25 protein-coding genes are annotated in these 22,692 nt (G+C 53.5%); all 25 read right to left on the reverse strand.

Annotated elements, in window-relative coordinates:
• Nucleotides 1-3 precede the first annotated feature (3 nt).
• The gene (locus FEK42_RS16125; protein WP_135493259.1) at nt 4-3,402 is read right to left on the reverse strand and encodes a host specificity protein J; all 3,399 of its coding nucleotides are present in this window, start codon (nt 3,400-3,402) and stop codon (nt 4-6) included.
• 60 nt (nt 3,403-3,462) lie between these two features.
• Nucleotides 3,463-4,110 carry a tail assembly protein gene (locus tag FEK42_RS16130; protein WP_000741576.1) on the reverse strand — a complete coding sequence of 216 codons (648 nt, stop codon included), beginning with the start codon at nt 4,108-4,110 and terminating at the stop codon, nt 3,463-3,465.
• Nucleotides 4,008-4,751, reverse strand: a complete 744-nt coding sequence (locus tag FEK42_RS16135) for a C40 family peptidase (protein ID WP_032152077.1) — start codon at nt 4,749-4,751, stop codon at nt 4,008-4,010. The genes FEK42_RS16130 and FEK42_RS16135 overlap by 103 nt, the downstream gene beginning before the upstream one ends.
• A gap of 4 nt (nt 4,752-4,755) precedes the next feature.
• The gene (locus tag FEK42_RS16140) at nt 4,756-5,454 is read right to left on the reverse strand and encodes a phage minor tail protein L (RefSeq protein ID WP_001152385.1); all 699 of its coding nucleotides are present in this window, start codon (nt 5,452-5,454) and stop codon (nt 4,756-4,758) included.
• Between the two features lie 9 nt (nt 5,455-5,463).
• Entirely contained in the window at nt 5,464-5,793 is a 330-nt protein-coding gene (locus FEK42_RS16145; protein WP_000447253.1) for a phage tail protein, read from the reverse strand.
• Nucleotides 5,793-8,858 (reverse strand): phage tail tape measure protein, encoded by a 3,066-nt coding sequence (locus tag FEK42_RS16150; RefSeq protein ID WP_059336911.1) that lies wholly within the window; start codon nt 8,856-8,858, stop codon nt 5,793-5,795. Before FEK42_RS16150 ends, FEK42_RS16145 begins: the two co-directional genes overlap by 1 nt.
• Nucleotides 8,830-9,159: a phage tail assembly protein T gene (locus FEK42_RS16155; RefSeq protein ID WP_001161009.1), complete on the reverse strand. Its 330-nt coding sequence runs from the start codon at nt 9,157-9,159 to the stop codon at nt 8,830-8,832. Before FEK42_RS16155 ends, FEK42_RS16150 begins: the two co-directional genes overlap by 29 nt.
• Before the next feature lie 8 nt (nt 9,160-9,167).
• Nucleotides 9,168-9,554, reverse strand: a complete 387-nt coding sequence (locus tag FEK42_RS16160) for a phage minor tail protein G (RefSeq protein WP_001298500.1) — start codon at nt 9,552-9,554, stop codon at nt 9,168-9,170.
• Nucleotides 9,555-9,614: 60 nt separating this feature from the next.
• Entirely contained in the window at nt 9,615-10,358 is a 744-nt protein-coding gene (locus FEK42_RS16165; protein ID WP_135493258.1) for a phage tail protein, read from the reverse strand.
• A 10-nt stretch (nt 10,359-10,368) separates the two neighbouring features.
• Complete coding sequence (locus FEK42_RS16170) at nt 10,369-10,770, reverse strand: phage minor tail U family protein (protein WP_001079400.1); 402 nt, start codon at nt 10,768-10,770, stop codon at nt 10,369-10,371.
• Nucleotides 10,767-11,357 carry a phage tail protein gene (locus tag FEK42_RS16175; RefSeq protein WP_000677120.1) on the reverse strand — a complete coding sequence of 197 codons (591 nt, stop codon included), beginning with the start codon at nt 11,355-11,357 and terminating at the stop codon, nt 10,767-10,769. Before FEK42_RS16175 ends, FEK42_RS16170 begins: the two co-directional genes overlap by 4 nt.
• A gap of 11 nt (nt 11,358-11,368) precedes the next feature.
• Nucleotides 11,369-11,644, reverse strand: a complete 276-nt coding sequence (locus FEK42_RS16180; protein ID WP_001283153.1) for a DNA breaking-rejoining protein — start codon at nt 11,642-11,644, stop codon at nt 11,369-11,371.
• Nucleotides 11,637-11,960, reverse strand: coding sequence for a DUF2190 family protein (locus tag FEK42_RS16185; RefSeq protein WP_001097050.1), 324 nt, complete (start codon nt 11,958-11,960; stop codon nt 11,637-11,639). The genes FEK42_RS16180 and FEK42_RS16185 overlap by 8 nt, the downstream gene beginning before the upstream one ends.
• 86 nt (nt 11,961-12,046) lie before the next feature.
• Nucleotides 12,047-14,074: a ClpP-like prohead protease/major capsid protein fusion protein gene (locus FEK42_RS16190; RefSeq protein ID WP_021538845.1), complete on the reverse strand. Its 2,028-nt coding sequence runs from the start codon at nt 14,072-14,074 to the stop codon at nt 12,047-12,049.
• Nucleotides 14,019-15,527 (reverse strand): phage portal protein, encoded by a 1,509-nt coding sequence (locus FEK42_RS16195; RefSeq protein ID WP_000985957.1) that lies wholly within the window; start codon nt 15,525-15,527, stop codon nt 14,019-14,021. Before FEK42_RS16195 ends, FEK42_RS16190 begins: the two co-directional genes overlap by 56 nt.
• The gene (locus tag FEK42_RS16200; protein WP_001072975.1) at nt 15,527-15,739 is read right to left on the reverse strand and encodes a hypothetical protein; all 213 of its coding nucleotides are present in this window, start codon (nt 15,737-15,739) and stop codon (nt 15,527-15,529) included. The genes FEK42_RS16195 and FEK42_RS16200 overlap by 1 nt, the downstream gene beginning before the upstream one ends.
• On the reverse strand, nt 15,736-17,838 hold the full coding sequence (locus tag FEK42_RS16205) for a phage terminase large subunit family protein (protein WP_000934130.1): 2,103 nt from the start codon (nt 17,836-17,838) through the stop codon (nt 15,736-15,738). Before FEK42_RS16205 ends, FEK42_RS16200 begins: the two co-directional genes overlap by 4 nt.
• Nucleotides 17,838-18,332: a DUF1441 family protein gene (locus tag FEK42_RS16210; RefSeq protein ID WP_000373425.1), complete on the reverse strand. Its 495-nt coding sequence runs from the start codon at nt 18,330-18,332 to the stop codon at nt 17,838-17,840. Before FEK42_RS16210 ends, FEK42_RS16205 begins: the two co-directional genes overlap by 1 nt.
• A 608-nt stretch (nt 18,333-18,940) precedes the next feature.
• A complete protein-coding gene (locus FEK42_RS16220) occupies nt 18,941-19,198 on the reverse strand; it encodes a hypothetical protein (protein ID WP_001283921.1) in 258 nt (85 codons plus the stop codon).
• Nucleotides 19,195-19,692 carry a KilA-N domain-containing protein gene (locus tag FEK42_RS16225; RefSeq protein WP_000839225.1) on the reverse strand — a complete coding sequence of 166 codons (498 nt, stop codon included), beginning with the start codon at nt 19,690-19,692 and terminating at the stop codon, nt 19,195-19,197. The genes FEK42_RS16220 and FEK42_RS16225 overlap by 4 nt, the downstream gene beginning before the upstream one ends.
• Before the next feature lie 201 nt (nt 19,693-19,893).
• A complete protein-coding gene (locus FEK42_RS16230; protein WP_135493257.1) occupies nt 19,894-20,331 on the reverse strand; it encodes a lysis protein in 438 nt (145 codons plus the stop codon).
• Nucleotides 20,328-20,861 (reverse strand): lysozyme, encoded by a 534-nt coding sequence (locus FEK42_RS16235; protein WP_001274714.1) that lies wholly within the window; start codon nt 20,859-20,861, stop codon nt 20,328-20,330. The genes FEK42_RS16230 and FEK42_RS16235 overlap by 4 nt, the downstream gene beginning before the upstream one ends.
• 55 nt (nt 20,862-20,916) lie before the next feature.
• The gene (locus FEK42_RS16240) at nt 20,917-21,231 is read right to left on the reverse strand and encodes a DUF1327 domain-containing protein (RefSeq protein WP_135493256.1); all 315 of its coding nucleotides are present in this window, start codon (nt 21,229-21,231) and stop codon (nt 20,917-20,919) included.
• A gap of 4 nt (nt 21,232-21,235) precedes the next feature.
• Nucleotides 21,236-21,451 (reverse strand): phage lysis protein EssD, encoded by a 216-nt coding sequence (gene essD, locus FEK42_RS16245; protein WP_000839596.1) that lies wholly within the window; start codon nt 21,449-21,451, stop codon nt 21,236-21,238.
• A gap of 67 nt (nt 21,452-21,518) precedes the next feature.
• Nucleotides 21,519-22,571: a site-specific DNA-methyltransferase gene (locus FEK42_RS16250; RefSeq protein ID WP_000799656.1), complete on the reverse strand. Its 1,053-nt coding sequence runs from the start codon at nt 22,569-22,571 to the stop codon at nt 21,519-21,521.
• Between the last annotated feature and the right edge of the window lie 121 nt (nt 22,572-22,692).

Below are 22,692 nucleotides of genomic sequence, written 5' to 3' on the forward strand. Positions count from 1 at the left end.
AATTCAACTGATACTGATACCGGCTGTTGATTTCTTCATCACGACAACAAGAAGGTCGCTGATACTGGTCGTTGGCGTCCAGTTATTAGCACCATATGAAGAAACATTGAAAGTCAGGGTGACATGACCGTGTCCGGCAGGCATATCAATGACGGATGAAAATACCCTGCTGACATCCGTCGCGGGTTGCTGAAAGATTTCCTGTCCGTTCTTCAGCACCTGCAGCTTACAGGTTGAATACCAGTATGACTGTTGGTTGTTGCTGTTGAAGTTTTCATGCTTACCACCGCGAAACAGAACGGGTGGGATTACTATCTGACGGTCAAAAGCCTGGTCATCGTACACAGTGACCGTTATTGTACCGCTGGCATAACTGCCATTTCTCGGAAAGGCTTTTCCCACCGTTTTGACAATATCACCTTCAATCTGGTTGGCAGACAGTTTTCCCAGAATCCGACAGTTCTGGTTAATCGTGACATTATTGAGCGTCCCGGAGTTCGCATTCACGTTACCGCTGATATCGGCATTTTTCGCCGTCAGCCGCCCGTCCGGTGTCAGGGAAAATACCGGCGGATTGCCGCCACTGGTAATGGTGGGAGCCGTCAGATACTTCAGGAACACTTCGTTCATGAATATCTGGTTGCCCTGCGCCACAAACATCGGCGTTTCATTCCCGTTTGCCGGGTCAATAAACGCGATACGGTTAGCGGCAACCAGGAACTGGCTCAGTTTGCCTTCCTCCGTATCCTCCATACTAAGGCCAAGCCCCGCGACATAATGCCTGCCGTCTTCGGTCTGCTCAATTTTGACGCCCCACATGGCATTCCATTTATCGTTGGCGTCCTTCCACTCTTTCGAAAACTCCTCCAGTTTGCTGGCGTTATCCTCCGTCAGCTCGACTTTTTCCAGCAGCTCCTTGCCGAGATGGGATTCGGTTATCTGGCCTTTGAAAAAATCCAGGTAACCTTCCGCATCATCGCTCGCCCGACCGACAGCCTCCACGAATGTCGATTTGCCGACGGTGTTCACACTGCGAACGTAAAAATAATAATCATGGCCCGGTTTGATATTGATACTGGCGGCTATCCAGTACAGCGCCGTGCCAAGATAGCGGGCTGTGGTTTCAACCTGCCTGATATCCGCAATCCGCTTTTCCGAGAACCAGAACTCAAACTGTACAGTCGGATCATAAACCGCAAGATGCGGCGTGGCGGTTATCTGAAAATAACCCGGCGTCAGCTCAATCCGCGATGGCGCTGCCGGTGCGGCAATCCGGAACGATACCGACGCCGGATCGCCCTGCTGCCCCCACGCATTTACCGCCCGGACTGTCAGACTGTAATTTCCCAGAGCCAGCTGCCTGAAGCGGTATGTGGTTTCCGTCGTCCGGGCCGTGCTGACCAGCCGCTCACTGCCGTCATCCGCTGCCACGGTCAGGCGAAGCATAAAGCTCACGCCCTTCACCACCTTCGGCGTATCCCAGCGCGCCAGCACCTGGTATTCCCCGCTGTCTGCGGTGACTTCTGCGGTCAGGTGTTGCACTGCTGGCGGAGTGACACCATTCACCGTGCCGCTCTGGTCGCCGTCAAAGTGCGCCCCGTTATCCACGATGGCTTCTTTCTCCGGCACATGCTGCACGGCGGTGATGGCATACGTACCGTCATCGTTCTCACGGATACTCACGCAGCGGAACAGGCGCTGGCGCAGCGTCGGCAGCTTCAGCCCCCACACGCTGTATTCTGCAACGCCGTCAGGAACCCGTCTCACTTTCACCTTCACGCCGTCGGTGACGGACTGGACCTCCACGCTGACCGGATTCCCCTGTCCGTCAACCAGGCTTATCAGCGTGGTGCCGGAGGATGGCAGCGTGATTTCACGGTCGAGCGTCAGTGTCCGCGTCTGGCTGTTCACCGCCAGCACGCGCCCGCCGATGCTGATACCCGCATAGTCATCATCACAGATTTCAATGACATCGCCCGGTACATGGCGAAGCCCTTCTGCACCCACGCTGAAGTCCACGGTCTGCGTTTCCAGCAGCTCCGTTTTAATCAGCCACAGCCCGGCGCGGTGTGCCTGCCCCCGGCTGGTACAGCCAAAGGCATCCATCTTCGTGACGTTACGACCGTAACGGAGAATGGCCTGCGTATCTTCAACAAGCTCTGTCGCCGTCTCCCAGCCGTTATTCGGGTCAATCCAGTTCACCTCAACGGCATTATGGCGGTCCTTCAGGGCGCTGAAGCTGTAGCGGAACGGCGCGCCATCATCCGGCATCACCACATTACTGCGGTTATAGGTCCACACCTTATCCGACGGTCGGTCCTGCACGAACGTCAGCGTCTGCCCGTTCCATACCGGCATACAGCGCATCGCCGAGCAGAAATCACTGAGAACATCCCACGCCTTACGCTGTGTGGTCAGGTAGGCATTACAGGTGATGCGCGGCTCCGTGCCACCAAAGCCATCCGGCACCGACTGGTCGCAATTCTGGCCGATGACATACAGCGCCCATTTGTCCACATCCGCCGCACCGAGACGCTTCCCCATGCCGTAGCGCGGATGGGTCAGCATATCCCACAGACACCAGGCCATGTTGTTGCTGTATGCCGGTTTAAACGTCCCGTCCCAGATACCGCTGTATTGCCGCGTCTGCGGGTTATAGTTCGACGGCACCTGCAGAATGCGCCCGCGAAGATGATAATTACGGCTCACCTGCTGGCTGCCGAACTGCTCCGAATCCACCTGCACGCCGACCAGTGCCGTGTTCGGGTAGCACTGTTTCACATCGATGATTTCGGTGTATGACGACCAGAGCGTTTTGTTCTGCAGCTGGTCTGTTGTGCTGTCCGGTGTCATCCTGCGCATCCGGATATTGAACGGTCGCGGCGGCAGGTTATCCACCACCACCGAGGCCAGATACTGCGAGGTGGTTTTGCCCTTAATGGTGATGTCTTTTTCCGTCACCCAGCCACCGTTACGTTGTATCTGAACCAGCAGGCGGACTTCCGACGGATTCCTGTCCCCCTTTGAGGTGGTTTCCACCAGTGCCTGCACACCGAAGGTAAAGCGCAGACGGTCGATATTTGCAGACGTGATGGTCCGGGTGATCGGCGTGTCATATTTCACTTCCGTACCCAGCACCGTCTCGGAGCCGGAGGATTCAAATCCCTCCGGCGGAGTCTGCTCCTGCTCACCTGCCCGGAACACCACTGTGACACCGGAGATGTTGGTATTCCCCTCAGTGTCCAGCACCGGCGTACTGTTCAGCAGCACGCTTTTTAATCCATCCACCGGACCTTCAATCGGCCCTTCACTGATGGCATCAATCACACTCAGCAACTGCGTGGATTTCAGGTTGTCCTTCGCTTCTCGCGGGGTATGCCCCTTACTGCTGCCTTTACCCATTCGTCATGCTCCATAAACGACAAAACCGCCCGGAGGCGGTTTCACATAAAACATTTTGCATCAGCGACCAATCACCACAACCTGACCACCGTCCCCTTCGTCTGCCGTGCTGATCTCCTGAGAAACCACCCGCGACCCCACACGCATTTCACCGTACAGAACAGGCAAAACATTGCCCTGAGCAACCATGTTATCCAGTGAGGAGAAATAGGTGTTCTGTTTGCCGTTATCTGTACTGGCTGCCGTGGACGTCCTGGCTTTCGGTGCCAGCATCTGCGCCACACCGCCCAGGATCATACTGGCCCCTGCCGCATACATGCCCGATACAGCCGCGGCACCCAGCCAGCCCACAGGGTTCCACCATGCCACCGCAATCAACGCCGCCCCCAGCACCACCTGAAATACACCGCCACTTTTAGCTCCCGCCAGACGCGGCACGATATGGATCACGGCACCATTTGCCAGCGGCTCATTAAGACGGGCAGATAATTCGGTTTCACCTGCATCACGCCCGGCAATGCGCACCTGATACCAGCCGTCATTCAGTTTCTGACGAAACGCCGGGAGCTGTGTGGCCAGCGCCCGGATGGCTTCGGCCCCCGTTTTCACACGAAGGTCGATGCGGCGGCCAAATCGTTGCAAATCCCCGTAAAGGCAGATGCGTGCCATGCCCGGTGACGCCAGAGGGAGTGTGTGCGTCGCTGCCATTTGTCGGTATACCTCTCTCGTTTGCTCAGTTGTTCAGGAATATGGTGCAGCAGCTCGCCGTCACCACAGTAAATGGCGGCATGATTCGGCACCGATGAACCAAAACAGCACAGCAGCACATCGCCCGGCTGCGCCGCTGACAACGGCACCTGATACAGCCCTGTGGCCTCCAGATTATCCAGATAGAGATTCTGACCGTGACGCCACCAGTCATCCCCGCGATGAAAATCCGGCATCTCAATCCCCGCCAGATGATAAGCATCCCGGAACAGCGTGTAACAGTCCGTCACCCCGTGCTCAAAGCGCCGCCCGGTCAGATGCGGCACACAGCGGAATTTATGAATCTCACCCCGGCAGACCAGCCACCAAGGCAAATCGCTCTGCACCTGCAGCCGCCTGTCAGCCTCACTCAGCCAGGGCAGACCACCGGGGTGGCTGTGGACCAGCGCCACAATCTCACCCTGCATCTCTGCCCGCAGCCAGTCCTCCGGCGACATCCGGAAATACGCCTCCGGCTCACCGGAGATATTCACGCAGGGAAAATATCTTTCCCCCTCCGGCGTTCTCACCACGAAGCCGCACGACTCCGCTGGCGCACATCGCCGGGCGTGCGCCAGAATCGCTGATTCTGTCTGTGTCATGGGATTACTGCGAAAGTTTGTTAATGGAAAGGAAGCCGCCAAAGTTGCCGACGTTATTGCGAAACTTACAACCACTCAGGCATTTGCTGCATTTATCCTTCGTGATATCGGACGTCGGCTGGTCATATTCATCAGCGACAGCCGGACCGTGATAACCGCACTCATCACCGCGATAGGTCCAGGTGCAGGTATTAGCCAGCATGATGCGCCCCGGAAAAACAGCACCGTCCGTTTCCGTCGGCGTGGACAGTACAAAAGAGGCACTGACCGCGCTCAGTTCGCTGCACTGCTCGATGCGCCAGCGGCTGATCACCTCCTGCTCCGGATCGGCGTCACTGTTTCCGTTGACGAAGTTCACCGCATCCAGAAAACGGGCGTAAACCTTACGCCTGACCACCGTTCCGCCGACCAGACTCTGCAGGTCTTCCGCCATCCCGGTGACCATTCCGTGCAGGTTAGAAACCGTCAGTGTCGGACGGGCAGCACTGCCCTTGCCGTTCAGTTCAAATCCCGTCCCCTGAATGGGGTATGCCTGATACTGCCGCCCCTGCCAGGTAACCGGCTCACCTTTTTCGTTCTGCTCATTACAGAAAAAATAACGTTCACCACCGACCTCTGTCAGATCGATTTCCCAGAGCACCACCTGGGCTGACTGAGTGAGGCGTGTCGTCTCATGATGTGTTTCCTGTGGAATATCCTGCATCAGAGCCTCCTATGCCACGACCTGTTCAAAATCTGCCGTTATGGTTACCCACAACGCCCCCACGCTTGCCGACCATTTACGACAAACCACCCTGATCGGCTTCCAGTCATAAGGTGGCGTCCACTGAAATGCGCGGACGCCACCGTGCCGTTCCAGAAAGGCTTTTAAAGATGGGTGTTCACATTTACGAACACGTATCGTCACGCTGTAAGTCGACAACTGGTTATTCAGTCCCGCCGCACGACGCTGTTCATAACCATCGCCCAGCTTCACTGTCACCACTTTCGGCTCTGATACCACATTCATATCCGGGCGCACTTTCCAGTGAAACGTCTCCATTACCGATATGCTCCACTTAACCGACCACCATCACGGGCCTGCTGTTGCATAAAGTCCGCTGCCGCTTTTTTCCCAAGGTCATAAACCACCTTCAGGGCAGCCGGACCTATCTGCCCGTTCGTGCCATCGTTATTGATCTCGATGTTGTACTGCGGGGCAAACATCGCCATACCTGAACCACCAATATCCGCCACAACCCCCAGCTTACCGTCAGCACCACGACGCAGTGGCAGAATGGCTTCAGGTCCAGCTTCCCCCATCACACCCGCGCCTTTTGCAAAAGCAAAAAACGTCGGACGGTTAACCACCGTGCCACTGTAGCGACTCAAATCAGCAGACTGATAAATCCCCCCATTGGCATTCAGGGAAAGGCTGCTGAGATCAAATCCCAGTACACTGCCAATCCCTTTTATCGATTTCATCATGGTTGCCTGCGCCAGGATTTTCGCCATATCTGACAGCACAGAAGAGGTGAAGGATTTGAAATTGAGTTTGCCGGTAGTGACAAAAGTTGCCAGGCCATTTCCCATGTTGCTGAAGGCTGACGAGAACACCTGTTCTGCTGTTCCTGCCGTATTATCTGCATCCACGGTAAAATCCTGAAATGCACGCAGGACTCCGTTTTTCCAGTTACCCTGCACAACTTCAAGCTGTTGCCAGTAACGGCGATTCTCATTCAGTTGTCGGTTCAGGCTCTCCGTCAGCGCCTGCTCGGCCTTTCTGTAGTCATCCGTGTTATATGTCCCTTTCTGCTCACTATCCCGCCTCAACTGCTCCAGCTGTTGCTGGTATTTCTGGCGAAGACTCAGTTGTACCTGATATCGCTGCCGCTGCTGATCACCCATACCCACCGTGGCGATATCCAGGTCATGTTGCTGACGCTGAGCGCGCTCTTCTTCAGTCAGTTGACTGGTCAGCTGAATTGTTTTTTTCTTCAGCTCGTTGAGTGCCGTCTGTTTCTGAAGCTCCTGCTGTTTTACATCCAGCAGCGTCAGTGCCTGAATCAGTTCATCTTTACGGGCCAGCACACTCTTTTCATCTGCCGTCAGTTTTTTCCCGTCCAGGTCGCTGATGCGCTGCTGCAGAGCCAGAAGCTGTTTATGCGCTTCTGTCATCCTTTCCGTGGCAATGCCTGCTGACTGTCTGGCAGCAGCAATCTGTCCTTCCACCTGTGCCTGTTGCTGACTGTACTGCAGCAATAACCGGGTGGCCTCATCATTACGGGTTTCGCGTGTTTTTTTCTTACCGGATGCCAGGGCTTTCTCGTAACGTTCATTTTCACGTTGTATCGCCGCATCCCTGACAGCCTGATCGGCGTACTGCATGGCATTAATACGCGCAATTTCACGCTGATGTCGTGCTGCTTCCGTTTCATTCATCCGGTTCAGTGCAGCATTTTCAGCATTACGGCGTTTCTGTTGCTCCTGATAATTCCGCTCTGCCTGCTCTTTTGCATCCTGCAAATCCTTCTGGCGTTTTTTCTCCTGAAGCTCGTTAAGACGCTGCTGATCGTACTCAACCTGAGAAGATGATGCCGTCCAGGGGAGTCTTTTCGCCCGCGACACTTTCTCCTGTAAAGCGGAAATCTGTTCATCCAGCGAGTCTTCACGACCAATATTCATGGCCGCATCCCAGAAACGACTCCATAAATCAGACAGATACTTCAGCGTACTGCCCAGCGCATTGAGGTTATTATCAATATCCGCAGTACGCCGACCGGTTTCCTCTGCCAGTGCAGACATGGCTATCCGTGCCGCATCACTGGACCGCCCCTGTTCCCCAAGGACGCGTATCTGCTCAAGCTGAGTGGCAGTAAGAAAATGCAGCTCATTGTCCAGAGCCTTCGCGGCATTTACAGGATCATCCTTCAGCCGCTTAAACTGACTTATGGTATCGCTGACCGACTGGCCAACCGATCGCTCCATCTGTGCGGCAGCTCTCGCCACCATACCGATATCGTTTCCACGAAATGCACCACTCCCCACCACCTGAGCCAGCGCACCGGCTGCAGCATGTTGCGTGATACCATTCCCGGAAATAGCACGACTGAGCGTCCACAGCTGCCCGGCAGTGACTCCGGCATAATGCCCCGTCAGCGACAGCTGGCGGTTAAATTCTTCCCCCTCCTTCTGACCGTCATACCAGGCTTTACCCAGACCATAGACAGCCGCGGCAATACCGCCAATAACCCCGCCAAGCATCATGCCTTTCGGTGACATCAATGTGTCTATCCACCCGGCACGGTTAGCCAGCGTTATTCCGGATCCCCTCAGCGCACCTAAATTTCCGCGGGCCAGTTCACCTATCAGAACGCCTATCTCCTGACGGGCCGCTGCACTTTTCAGCCCCAGCGAATGCGTGGCTTTTCCTGCCTGCTCCATTTTGCGGATATACACTTCTGCAGCACTGCTTACCCCCAGCTGGGCAGCCTTAGCACGAAGCAACTCAGAAGAAGAAAGATTCTGGCGGGTTGCCTGCTCTTTAAGCTGACGGATAAACGCCACTTTCTGTCGGGTAGCCTCTTCCTCAGCCTGTGTAAGAACACGGGTTTTCGCCGTAACCTCAGAAATCAGCGCCAGATAATCCTGCTGACCAATCCCGCCACTGTTTCTGGCCTGTCGGATCTGCTGCTGAATACGCTGTAATTCCTGCAGCCCCGCACTGGCCTGTTTCACACTGTCAATCTGACGATAAAACGCAGCAGCCGCTTTATCCTGAGCCTCCGCCAGAGCCATGGCCTGCGCCTGTTCCTCGCGCATTTTCTGGCTCAGCGCCTCCATGCGCTGGCGGGTTTTCTCCACCTCGCGGGCCATGCGTTCATGAGCCTGTGCGTTCTTCTCCACCGTCTGCGCATGGACGGATGCGGCTGTTGCAGCCGAAGACGCCGCCTGCGTTGTCTGCCGGGCGGCCTGAGTCTGACGCTCCATAAAACGCTGCATACGGGCAGAAGACCGTTCTGCATCGCTGGCTGCACCATTCAGAAGGTTTTTGATACGGGGGATTTCATTTTTAAACTCTGCCGCATCAATCCCCAAATCAATGACCAGGTTGGCTATCTGGTCCATAACGCACACCTCCGGAAATACCTTCCCCAAGATGCATCAGTTCTTCGTCCGTTCGCTCCGGTATCCCGTTCTCTTCCGGTAAAAGGCTGAAATCAGCCACCGCAGCATCACTGCTGCCGGACACCATTCTCACGATCAATGCCTTCAGCGAGGCAAACTGCGCATCCATCCACACATCACTGAAGCTCTGCATCCGGAAATAATCGCCCCACTCACCAAGCTCAGTGGCCGACATTTCCGACAGCATCCGCCGCCAGTCTGCCCGCCGGAACTCCCGGGCAAGCCGCATGACAAACTGCATTTCCCGCGTCAGGACTTTTCCGGCGTCAGCGCCTCATGCTCATCATCCCCGGCATTATCAATGGCCCCCATACCGCTCAGCGACAGAACCATCTCCGCCCCCGCACCCAGGGCATCATACGACCATGTTGTAATAACGGATGCGCAAAGCGTCTCTACATCCTTAGACTGATCCGCATTCCACAGTGAGCGGGAAACCAGCCAGGCATTGATATCCATCCCCATCCGCAGAAAAGCAATCTGTCGTTCAGCCTCCGGCAGTTCTCCCTCACCGGCATCAAACTTTGCCGTTCGCTGCTGAACAAACGCCAGATATTCAATTCTCTGCAGCCCGGACAGCTCACTGAGCACCACGGACTGTTTTTCATAATTAAACGTGCCCTGTTTCAGAAACATCATGTTCTCCACCTGCAAAAAAGCCCCGGATAACCGGGGCAAATGATGAGTATCGTCCTGTTAACCTGCGGCGCTGACAGTCACCGCAGCCACAGCCACAAAATTCCCGTCAGCGGTCATGCCCACAATGCTGACACTGCCCTGCTTCACGCCTTTCACCGTGGCTACAAGCCCGTTCAGGGTCACCGTGGCAGTCTGTGGATCTGACGAATGCACACTGATCGCTTTGTCACTGGCTCCGTCAGGTTTTACTGTAAAGGTCAGCGTGGTGGTTGCTCCCACTTTTACACTGGCAGATGCCGGTGCCACCGTCAGCCCGGTAACGCTCACTGTATCAGTGCCTTCCTCTGCCAGATACGGACGCCCCACACCGCTGATTTTCACAGTGCGGGTCATCACGTCTTTTGAGGCAATGGTTTTACCCAGTGAACTCAGCCAGCCACGGAAAACATCAACAGTACCGTTGGGATATTTGATACGAAACGCGCAGACTTCACCGGAGTCGAACAACTGAACCAGTTTTTTCTGCCCGCTGTCACCCGGACGCCAGGCCAGCGTCGCCGAAGTATCACCGACTGATTTCTGCCCCTGGGTTGTCGTTTTCCAGTCTGCATCTTCATCATCGAGATAAGTATCATCTTCTGCATCAGCGGTCATTTCGCCAGGTTGCAGATCCTTCACCATCGCAAGACGCAGCCAGTCAGTGTCCGACAAAGGGTTCGCAAATGCGTCGCCGTTGCCGGTATACATCCAGAACGTCGTCCCCGCACCTTTCGTCTTTGCCAGTGGATTTGGTGTGGTCATTGCCACCTCCTTAATTCGTGTACGTGATCTGGTACGTGATTTCCGCCATCGCCCAGGTGGCCATCTCATTATCACGTTGATAGTTAAAACCGAGTGGGATCAGGGTGTCGATGAGTCCGGAAAGTGCCGGTACATCATTCAGGGCCGGGAAAATGGTGCTCTCCATCCACATATCCAGCTCTGAATCCGGTGCCTGTGCCCGGATGAAGACAGCAATATGCAGAACAGCCTGCCAGTCATCTTCATCCGTCATTTTTCCGGTGTACTGAGCATCACTCAGCCACACCGCCACGGCAGGCAGTTCCTGCGCATCAATAAATGCCGGAAGCCCGTCAAAAAACGTGGCGCTGTCTCCACACTGTTCCCGAAGGCGTGCCAGTACGGCCTGGCGGATTTGTGTATGTCGGTTCATCGGGTCAGCCATAACCTCAGTTGTTGTTTCAGTGCATACCCCAGCTGTTTCGGCATTTCCGCAGCAATGATGCGGTCGCGGGCATCTTCAAATGCCTGTGTCAGCGGTCCGGACAGCGGGATTTTCACTACCTCCACAGGAAGACGATTTTTTCTTGGCCTGCCCTGATGGTCATGCCCTGTTGCAAAACGCGCTTCAGGAAGACGCCTCAGAACATGCCAGCGGCCATTCGCCAGTTGCTGAACAAATGCCCCCCGGAAAAAGTATTTTCCCACTCTCAGTCCTTCACCAGCACGCCGCCGTGTTGTGTTCAGTTTGATGGCGGGCAGATTGCCCCGGTTAACGCGGATCCTGGCCGTCATTTTTCCTGACGGACTGGCTTTAAACACCCGGACACGCTGACGTACCAGTTTCAGGGGGATCCCTTTCACCTGGTTATCTCCCGCAACGGTATTCCCGGCAACCTGCCGGGTGGCAACCGAGACCGCTTTCTGTGCCACACGGTTTATCGCCCATGCGCTGGCCTGTGGCACCATACGGGTATCAAGGCTGTTCAGATTGCGGATGGCATTCTCAAGCCCCTTCATCCCACACCTCTTTACTCAATAAAAATCATTGGCTTACCGTTAAAGCGTTCATGCCGTGTGACCGTCCATTGTTGTCCGTCATAAACAACGCGATCCCCGCGCCGTGGGCGGTATCCCGAAGAAAACACCACCAGAGAGACCGCAGGTCCGGACAGAGCATTCAGCTCTGCCAGTGTTTCTCCAGGGATCACAGTCATATCGACATCATTAATCGAGGCTGTCTTTCCCATCTTTCTGACCGTGATAGCATCCATACGCGCTGCCAACCGGGAAAAGGGATCAGACATTGAGTTTTACCGGCACTTCTTCTGCACTGGTTCCAGCATCTGCCCAGACAACCCCGACCAGCGGATCAGAGCCGCTGTTAGTCAGCTGAACTTTTCCGGACTTCAGATAAACCTTCTTACCCGTTTTCATGTCATCCGTTTTCAGCTTAGGCAGCATAAACACACCTTCGGTCATGCCGTCGCCTGTTTCACCCTGTGGAATATCGGTCAGCGCCACCGCAAAAACATCGCCCACCTGCACCAGATCTCCGCTGCTGATGGCTGCACTGGCAACAATCGCCACCGTTTTTCCTTCTTCTACAAAATTCTTTGCCATAACTGTCTCCGCACAGCCCCGTTCAGGGGCTGATTTCAGGTACAAAAAAAGCCCTTACGGGCCATCAGAGTTGTTGTCTGCGACGTTTACGCCGTACATTTCACCAGACCGCGGTGATCAACTGGCGCGACACCGGCGTCAATACGCACTTTCGTTGTCACGCCATCCACACTGAAGCCCTCCATCTGATCAATATATGGCGTATCCACACCGTTGAGATAAGCCACTTCAATCGTATCGGAGCCTTTGGACGCAGCCAGGTAGAAAGTGGTCTGGCTGTTATCATCAAGACGAGGCTCTGCAATAACGGTCGCAAAATCTTTCACCGGGTTAATAATACCGGCGTTAATGTCAGCCCCCTTGACACTTGAGGAGCGAATGACCTGGTTAGCAACAGACTCCATCGCCGTCGGTACCAGTACGAACGCAGGACGAATATTCAGATGACGCTCCCCCTCTTTCTGAACACGCATCAACTGGCGGGCTTTATCCAGCGATGCCACGTCCATTGCAGCGCTCTCCAGTACGTTTGCATGTTTCGCTTTATCGAACAGACTTACATTATCTGTGGAGATTTTCGGGTTAGACGTCAGAATGGCATAAACCAGATCGGCAATAGTGGATTTCGCCGCACGGCCCAGTTTCATCGGGACATCGGTCAGCATATTCAGATCATCATTGATAATGGCCTGACGGGTGATACTGAACAGCTCGCCATAGGTCGCCAGTGCAATAGTGGCCTGTTTATCTCCGGTGGTGACGTATTTATATTCCGCCCCTTCACGCACCTGACGCAGAGCACTGAAGCCCCCCATACCCACACGATGGGCAATTTTAAAATCAGACAACTGACCTTTCCGCGTCCACTGTTCATAGGTTTCAGGGGCATCTTCCCAGCCCTGCAGAATGGCTTTGTTCGCAACATCCAGCAGAATATTACCGAAGTCAGACGTACTGTGTGTGAACGCCGCACCGACCATCTGCATCGGGTTATAACTGGAAACCCCAATCCCCCGTTCAGTCAGTGACATACGAGCATATTCACGCAGGGTCATCCCGTTGTAGACATTATCACGTTCGGTTTTTTCAAATCCGGCACGCGCCATCAGCGCCTGGCGGATCCCGTCCCCCACAAAATTACCGTTACCGGCATAAATATGAGCCGGGGTATTTTTATTGGATGGCGTGGACTCGCGCCCCATCTCGTTCAACAGCTTTTCGCGGGCCTGCTCCAGCGAACATTCAGGATCGGCAAGACACTGAGCCTGCAGCGTCTGATAACGCCCGCCAAACATGGCAAACAAATCATTAATACCGTTTACACGCGCTTTTTGCTCTGCCAGTACCTGCGCACGGATACTGTTTTCATCCACCACGGGTGCTGCTGCCTGCACTGGCGTCCGGGAGGCTACAGGTTCATTATCCTGTACGCGTGGAGCACTGTTGCGTGGCGGAGTAATCATGTTTCGAATGGATTCCGGCATCTTTTTAAATTCCTCTGTACGTTTTGACTGAATACATGCCATTGCCTTAACGGCTGGCGTTACCTGATCAGCAAATCCATGTGCCAGACATTCGGCACCGGACATCCAGGTCTCATCCGCCAGCATGGCAGCAATTTCATCGGTGGTTTTCCCGGTTTTCTGTGCATAAGCGGGTAACAGAACCGCCTCAACCTTATCGAGCAGGTCGGCATAGGTGCGCATGTCCTCCGCATCACCGCCCGTAAAGCCAAATGGTTTATGAATCATCATGAAGGTGTTTTCCGGCATAATGACCGGGTTTCCCACCATCGCAATGACCGACGCCATTGACGCCGCCACACCGTCGACATAAACGGTAATGGACGCACCATGTGTTTTCAGCGCATTAAAAATGGCGATGCCTTCAAAGACATCGCCACCCGGTGAATTAATATGGAGATTAATGTGGGTGATATCGCCCAGTGCATTCAGATCACTGATAAACTGCTTCGCTGTAACACCCCAGAAACCAATCTCGTCATAAATATAAATATCCGCGTCACTCTGGTGACCAGCCTGCATCCTGAACCAGGAATTATTCTTCGGACTGGTCGTCGGTGTGCTGCGGCTCCTGTCGTTTCGTTGCGGCACTGCTGCCTCCTTTATCACTGGCCGGATCGGTATCAAATACCAGATCCAGCTTGCGGTTTTCATCAATTTCTGCCTTGCGCCGACGTTTGACATCATCCGGATTACGACCACCTGCACGTACCCAGTCTGATTCTGTCGCCGCTCCACCACGAATCTGAATTTTCCAGGCCTCAGCCTCCTTAACAGGGTCAATCCACGGCATCACCGGTCCGGAATACACCGCGGTATACAGTGAAGAACGGTCAAGATCGCGGGGTAGCCTGATAACACCGGATGCCACAGCCTGTTTCAGCCAGGCACGATACATCGGGCGGGTGACGGCACCAATAAACCAGTCCTGCAGGATCAGGTAGCCATCAGTGGATTCAACCAGCTCCTGACGCTGGGCGCTGTAAGTGCCGTTATAGTTGCGCGCTGTACTGGAAAAACTCAGACGACTGCCCGCCGCCACGGCACGCAACTGACCATTACGAAAAGTTTCAAGGTTAGGATTGGGGCGATCCGACTTCACCATTCCGATTTCTTCGCCGGGTTTCAGATCGTCGTAAATAATGCCTGGCTGAATGGTAAGCTCGCGTTCATTCTCCTTGCTGTCATTACCATCCGTTTCATAGCTCTGTCCGTCGCCTTTGCGGATGTACATCCCCAGAGCAGCAGCGATCCTTGCTGCAGTCAGCTCAGAATCTTCATATTCTTTCAGGGCACTGAGGCGGATCAGCACACCGGACAATAAAGACGTCCCGCGCATCTGGTGCAGACGGCGAACAAATTTAAGATGCAGCATTCGCTCTGCATCCACTTCTTTGGTTTCCATCTGCCGTCCGGATACAGGACGACTTTTATACACCAGATATTTTTCGGGACGCCCCCAGTCATCAACAAACACGCCCTGATTCAGCCTGTTGCTCTCATCACTGGTCATGGGAATAAAGTCTGGCTCGAGTGCCTCCAGCCAGAAATGAACACCGGCAGAAGGCGTCAGGCTGTTTATGCGCCCGGAAACCATCTGGGCAAACACCTCACCATCGCGCAGCCAGGTACGCAGCATCAGACGTTCCAGCATCGGACGGGTAAACTGCCCGGTAACTTCCGGACTGACAGACCATTCACTCCATCGGGTGCGTATCTCCGCTGCCAGATCACGGGCAATGGCCCCATTGCGTAATACCGGATGTGGCTCGACAATAATCCCGTTTTTCCCCACCACCCGTTCTTCCAGCTTGTCAAATACACCAATGACCAGATCGTGGTTGTTATCAAGGTAACGGGCCTGCTCACGTAACGACACGGCCCCGTACTGGCTTAACTGGTCGGCAGTTCGGTTTTCCCGCCGGGCTTTGTGTGTCCGCGTAGTTTTTACGGCCTCATAAGCCTGGATCACCGCCCGGGAACGCAGCCTTGCCGCTTTCCATCCTGGTGAAAAAACGCCAATCACATCATCAAGAATTGCCATCAGAACCTCGCCAGCCGGTACCCGGGATGCCCCCGTCGTCGTGTAATCAGAGCCGCAAGGCGGCGCTCCCACTCCTGCCGTCCCTGCCGGATCTCAGATAAGTTTTCCATGGTCATCTGCTGACCATTAAAGGTGACGGATTTTCCGTCCAGCACCGCCATTTCAGCTTCCGTATAACGCTGAATCATGGCTTCGATATCATTCTGGTTCATAACCATCCTCCGGAAGTCAGCCAGGGGTTAACATCGTCAGTTACTGTTTTCTTCCGTTTTTGTTTTTTAACAGGCGTGGATACCGGTTCCGGTGAGGGTGACGGTTCGGTACTGTCCGGGACACACTCCAGCCAGGTTTCCCGGCTCGCCCACTCCGGTGCATCCGGCCAGCGGATCTTTTCGTATCCATGCAGAATGACCAGAGCCTCGGCATACACCATCAGGTCAAAAGCTTCGTTGGCACCGCGACCCGGCTTACTCCATTTCCCGTCACTGCTCCGCTCTTCATACGTCAGTTCGTCGTAAAACCAGCTCCCCAGCCAGTCAGGGAAATGCACATAGCCGGGACCTGGCGAGTCACGCCATAACGCGTTATTCACCCGGTCTTTCAGTGCATCCGTCTGAAGAAGCCAGAGCGGCACATCACCTGCGGCCTGCGCCCGTCGGCCCGTTCGTCCGGTGTTATCAGGGAATGTACGGGTGATCAGTTTTGCGCGCCGGATGCTGTCGCCCTTAAACAGGTAAATACGTTTACCAAGGCCATCACGACGGCAACGACGCCAGAATTTATAGGCATTATCAGTGACCCCGTCTTCACCGCCGGAGTCCACCGCCATTGCCATCAGTCGCATTTGTTGAGAAGGATCGGAGGCCAGCGGCCAGCTTTTATGAAAAACATCCGTCAGCAGGACATCCCAGTCTTCCGGATAGCTGGCCGGATCAATTCGCTGGCTCTCCCCGTCGCTGTCACCGCGCAATGACTGCGTGATGTTGTAACGATCAATAATCCAGCGTTCGCCACGGCTGCCATAGCCCGTTACCTGAACCACAAAACGGCGATGACGTCCCGCCTGCACATCCACTGTCGCCACAAGGAAATTAACGCCATCCGGCACACTGCGGGAAGGAACTGGCTCTGCCCGCTGCTCAAGCAGTTCACTTTTTCGTTGCTCCATGCTGGCGCGGGGAAGATAAGGTAATCCCCAGTCGGTATTGATAACCGTCTTGAGTGTTTCTTCACTTCCGGTTGTCTCGTATTCCTGTTCTGCAGTAAGCAGTTTGTAAACGAGTTGCGAGAGTGTCTGGTAAGCAGCTGCCGGACCCTCCATCCAGAATGACGCAATACGTGAGCGTCGGGGATCACCATAACGACTGCCATCCGCATTGATGGATTCACCATCCCGCAACCAGACCCCACGTCCGTTCAGCTCACGTTTTTGTTCAGGCATAATCCGTCCTGAACAGGAAGGACACTGAATATAAGCCGCCTCACTTGCCAGCACGGGATCGGCAATATCACGGAAACCAGCAACCACATCGCCGCAGGGCTGAAAATACTCACCACAGTGTGGACAGGGCCAGTACCAGCGACGGCGATCGCCACGGTTATAGAGCGATAGTATCCCCGTGGTTGGTGGAGCCTCATGCGGTGAAGTCCGTCGCCATTTCACATCCTTCACATCCCTGCCGGGGGAACTCTCCACCAGCGTCATACCACTGGACATAAATGTTGTGGTACGTTTTGAGGCAAGAGAGAAAGCATCCCCCTCGCCATCAATATCTTCCGGAAAACGGTCATAATCCGTCAGCGCGACGCATTTATAATCTGATGAGGACATGATATTGACTGACGGCCAGCCGATTTTCAGGTAGTTACCAGCAAGGAATGTTCTGTCATAAACGTTGTTGTCATTTTTGTTCGGACTCAGGCGACTGACCACTTCCGGGCTGACGCGAAACGTTCTGGCGAGTCGTTTTTTGGAGTGTTCGCGGGCTTTTTCCTCCGTCATCTGAATAATCAGCATATCAGCAGGATCGCAAATCACGTTGTAAATCACCCAGCCGTCAATCAGGCCGATAGTCTTGCCGGTTCGTGCCGGGCCAACAAATATCACTGCGTCGTATTCACGCGAGGCCAGGCAGTTCATCGGCTCAATAACATACGGTGCCACCAGCGGATCCCACGGGACTGAGTTCCCTGCCCCCATGGGCACCCGCATATACTGAGCAACGGCATCAGCAACCCGCATTCGTCTCGGTGCGCGAAGGATATAACCTGAATCGGTTCGTGCTGCCTTTGCGGTTTCCTGATTCAGCATTACTCCTCCTGCTGTAATTCCTCCTCATCATCCGCACCTGCTTCAGTCACCCGCAGGGCTATCTGATCGCGCAGATCATCAATAATGGACTGAACACGGCTCACAGCGGCAGGCTGCAGACCGCAGTCACGTTCAAGAATATCCGGTAATGTCTCCAGCACCTGCACGACCGCTTTTGCCCAGATGGCAAACTCCCGTCTGACATCACTGGCCGGAATGAGTTGTGCCGTTTCCTGTTCGAACTTAAGACGCTCACGTTCAGACTGATACCAGGCTTTGCGCTCATGCGCGTCCATTTCGCCTTCTGCAACCGGCGGTGGTAATGCCAGAAATGCCGACACAATATCAACCACCCGATAAAGCTTGAGGTTGCTTTCATGCCCCCCTGCAACGGGTAGATTTTGCAGCCTTGCCGCAGCAGTCTGGCGATGTACACCTGACAGTGCCGCCAGTTGACTGATATTCAGCGTCAGATTTTTTAACTCTCGATCCATACCCGCTCCAGAATGTTTTAAACATGCATCTTGCGAACAACTTTAGGCAAACGGTGTTAGCGATGAACAAAAAACAATCAAAATCGACACCACAAAAATAAAACCACTGTAATATCAATACATTACAGTAGTGGTGATGACGAATGAAATTTCAAAAACTAGCCTTTTTCCGCGACGCTCCCGCCCCGTGGCAGGCCACCCCACCGGGAGGACCCGTCAGCCTGACAGCCATGACGAACGTCTGATACAGCCCTTGCATGAATGGCATCGGGATAATCCAGAAAGGAATAGCATCGACCCACAAGAATCTGTGTGAGTGTCCTGTTTCTTCCACCCCCGCACAGGACTGGCGAGCATGAGGGACAAACCCGCGAATCATTAGCGCGGTAAAAACCCGGTGTGCATCGTTTTTGATTATTCCCGCACACTCGCGCAGAAGGAGTTCCCCGTCGGGCTACGGTCATGGTTAATGCAGGAATACAGCGACGATACAGCGCATGATGTGTCAGGCTTGAATACCTTTATCCGTTAAAAGGGATATCAGTTAAGTTATCCCGTGTAGGGTATAAGCCATTATCAAGCCCACCAGTAGATGGGCTTTGTAATGGCTACTTCGCTTTTGCTTCCGCTCGCTTACGCCGGCGCTCTTCTTTCCTCTCGGCTTTTGCCATGTCCATGAATGCCTGCATGATCGAGTTCCGCATCATGTAGCTAACAAAGTGATGATTGACACAGCCGTTGAGGCGCAGCTGCTCGCCAAACTCATCCACCGAGGCCAATGCTTCCATCATGCCCTTCTCGCCTTTCATGAACTCTGAGAAGTCGCGCCCCGCTCTGGAGGCGCATTCAATGACACGATCACTCATCCCGGAAGCCCGGGGATCGTTATCTGCAGCTGGTTAGCCAGGGAGTTAATCTCAGCGACCAACACTGGCTTCGTATAGCGCCATGCCGCCAGCCCTTGTCCACAGAAGCTCGCCATATCTTTTTTCTGATCAAACTCATGACACTTCATATTGAGCTGCGCACTTAAGCTGTTGCGATGCTGAAGTTCTCCGGTGAAGTAGTCATCCAGGACTTTATAGGCTGCATATTTAAATCCGGGGTTTAGCCATGCTGCATAATCATAAGCAACAAACTTCCCGCCATATGTTCCACCGTGTACACCGCGCTCAGTAAAAACCACAGATTCGTGGTTTTTCTCCAGCTCGGCTAAGAACTCTTTGGTCTGCTTGTTTCGCAGGTAGTGGTACGGAGATTCAGATTCACTTTTACCACTGGCTTTCCACATATCAGTGAGGCAGATCATGCCATCTTCACCGATACGAATTGGTTGATTGAAGAGGGTTAATGATTTCATAGCGTGTACCTACTCTTTGAAATGAACCTTTGCCGCACAGGAAACCAGCCCACCGAGGCTCGCCAGCACTAACTGGTATCCTCAAAGGCCCATTCCAAAGGGGCAGGTTCGGTGTAAAAAACATGCGTTGCGGTACGCATTTATTGCAAAAAGCCCCGCATCGCGAGGCTCATTAAATTGACTTTGTGATTTGCAAAAAAATTATTTCAGGCATTGCGTCCTGATGTACTCCTGCAGGTAGTTAACCTGCGCGGTTATCCTGTCGATTCCACTTCTGAGACGGTAATAATTGAGTTCAGCATCTGCTGTAAGTCTTGGGCTTTCTCCATCGCCCATGCCGCTGGCTCCGGTCGTTGACTTTGCACAGGTGGCGGCGACTTGCAGGCGCTTACGCCCAGCAGAAACATCAGCACGGAGACTTTCGATAGTCGCGTTAGCATCAGCAAGCTCCTTTGTATATCTGGCATCGAGTTCAGCTACATTACGTTGACGTTTCTGCATGTCAGCGATAATGGATGCGGCCTTATCGCGCTGTTCTTTGTAGGCGATGGCGTTATCACGGTAATGATTAACAGCCAATGACAGGCAGACGATGATGCAGATAACCAGAGCATAAATAATCGCGGCGACTCTGCTCACTGATCTATCCCCCAACAGGCTAATGCGCTTTCCTGGTCACGACGAATAACCTGTCCATAGCAGTTATTTGAACGTATGCGGCAATCGCGCCCACCATCTTTTATCCACCAGCGAATCGCCTCGCATGCGCCCTTACGATCACCGGCATTCAGCCGCTTATAAAACGTCGACGGGAAACACTTACCGGGGCCAATGTTATAGGGACAAAATGACGCTATACCCGCTTTCTGTGGTTCGGTCAGTGGTACTTTAATATTGCGCTCCACCCATGCCAGCGCCTTATCACGTTCAATAGCGTTAACCTGGTCGCATTTTTCCTTCGACAGCTTCATTCCCGGTATGACGGGCTTACCATCCACCATTGTGGCACCACGACAGATGGTCCATATACCGGAACCATCGCGGTATGCCGTAGTGTGGTTACCCTCTTTTTCATCCAGAAACTGGTCAAGTATTTGAGGAGCAGACGCGCCTGCAGCAATCAGCGCCAGAACAGCAGCTGACAGGCCGTATTTGATTTTTGCGCTCATGGATATTTATCAGGATGCTACCAATGAAAGATACTGGAAAGCCAACTGCAAAAAGCTAACAACCCGTAATCGAGTTATCAGAACTGTTAATTTTTATGGTATACCGCGCCTCTGAACAGGGGCGCGTTTCTGGCAACAGCTCGTCCCCTTCACATAACCCAGCAGCAACATCCAGGAAGACCTGTCTGATGCTCCTTCTGGCTGCTGCCTCATAAAACTCCAGCGCGGCACCTTCAACACGGTCCAGCGAGATGTCCAGGTCAAAAATTTCACCGTCAAAGCGTTTTTTGTCCCGTAACGCTAAAGTTACCGTAACTTTATTATCAAAATTGCGGATCCCTTTCACAATCAGTTCATAGTTTTGAGTCATTGAATTACTCTCCCCGTGCAGCCTTACGCTTGTCTTCTTTAATCTTGAAATAAAGATTTGTCAGATACGTCAGCAGGCCAAACACCAGACTACCCAGCACACCTATTGCCGCCCACTGTGAGGGCGTGACTTTATCGAGCAACTGTAAAAACCAGTACCCGGCACTACCTGCTGAGGTGCCATAGGCGACACCCGTTGTTAACTTATCCATGGATTTCATAACCCCACCTCGCAGATGCGGGTGCTGTGTAATGGAAATAAAAAGGCCACCTGACGTGGCCACCAGATTATTTCCCCACCAGCTCGTTTATCTCTTTCACTGTCTGGTTAAACCGCTCTGACTCAAGCTCAACACCTAAGGCCCGACGCCCCAGCGCCATTGCTGCTTTTATTGTGGAACCGGATCCCATAAAAAAATCAGCAACCAGATCACCAGGTCGACTACTGGCATTGATTATTTGCCTGAGCATATCCGCCGGTTTCTCACACGGATGTTTACCCGGGTAGAACTGAACGGGTTTATGCATCCAGACATCGGTATAAGGCACGGAGACTGATACGGAGAAATAGCGCCGGAGAGATTTAAACTCATCCAGCAATTCAGAATATTTGCGATTCAGTGAATCATAAGATGCCACCAGCTGGTGGTGTGGTTGTTCCAGTTGTTGTTCCTGAAACTTCTCTGCCGCTATACGGGAAAACAGTGCCTGTAACTTCCGATAGTCAGCCTCATTCGGCAACTGCCACTGACTGGCACCAAACCAGTGGGAAACCATATTTTTCTTACCTGTGGCTTCGGCAATTTGTTTTGCCGTTATACCCAGTTCGGCACGAGCATCCCTGAAATACGATATCAGCGGTGCCATTATGTGCTGTTTGAGTTCCCTTTCTTTTGCCGCATAGCCGTCACTTTTGCCGCGATATGGCCCTTGGTAATGTTCAGCAAACAGAACGCGCTCTGTGGCAGGAAAATATGCGCGCAGACTTTCTTTATTACACCCATTCCAACGTCCGGACGGCTTCGCCCAGATGATATGGTTAAGCACGTTGAAACGTTCACGCATCATGATCTCAATATCAGATGCCAGGCGATGCCCACAGAACAGGTAAAGGCTTCCGGCAGGTTTTAACACCCGCCAGAACTGGGCCAGACAGTGGTCCAGCCACTTAAGGTAATCTTCGTCCCCTTTCCACTGATTGTCCCAGCCGTTGGGTTTCACCTTGAAGTACGGCGGATCGGTAACAATCAGGTCAATGGAATCATCAGGCAGGGACTGAATAAAATGCAGGCAATCAGCGTTGATTAAATCAACACTGTTTATTTTTACAGTATTTTTCATGGATCAGTAAGCGTAACTCTGGTAGGCTCACTCTGCTTTTGCGCTAAAGCAGTGGGCCGTGGTTCGCTTGTGACCAGTAAGCATGAGCGAATGGCTGGCACGTGCTACCAACACCCACCAG

The organism is Escherichia sp. E2748, assembly GCF_005781125.1.
In the GTDB taxonomy this organism is placed as follows: Bacteria; Pseudomonadota; Gammaproteobacteria; order Enterobacterales; family Enterobacteriaceae; genus Escherichia.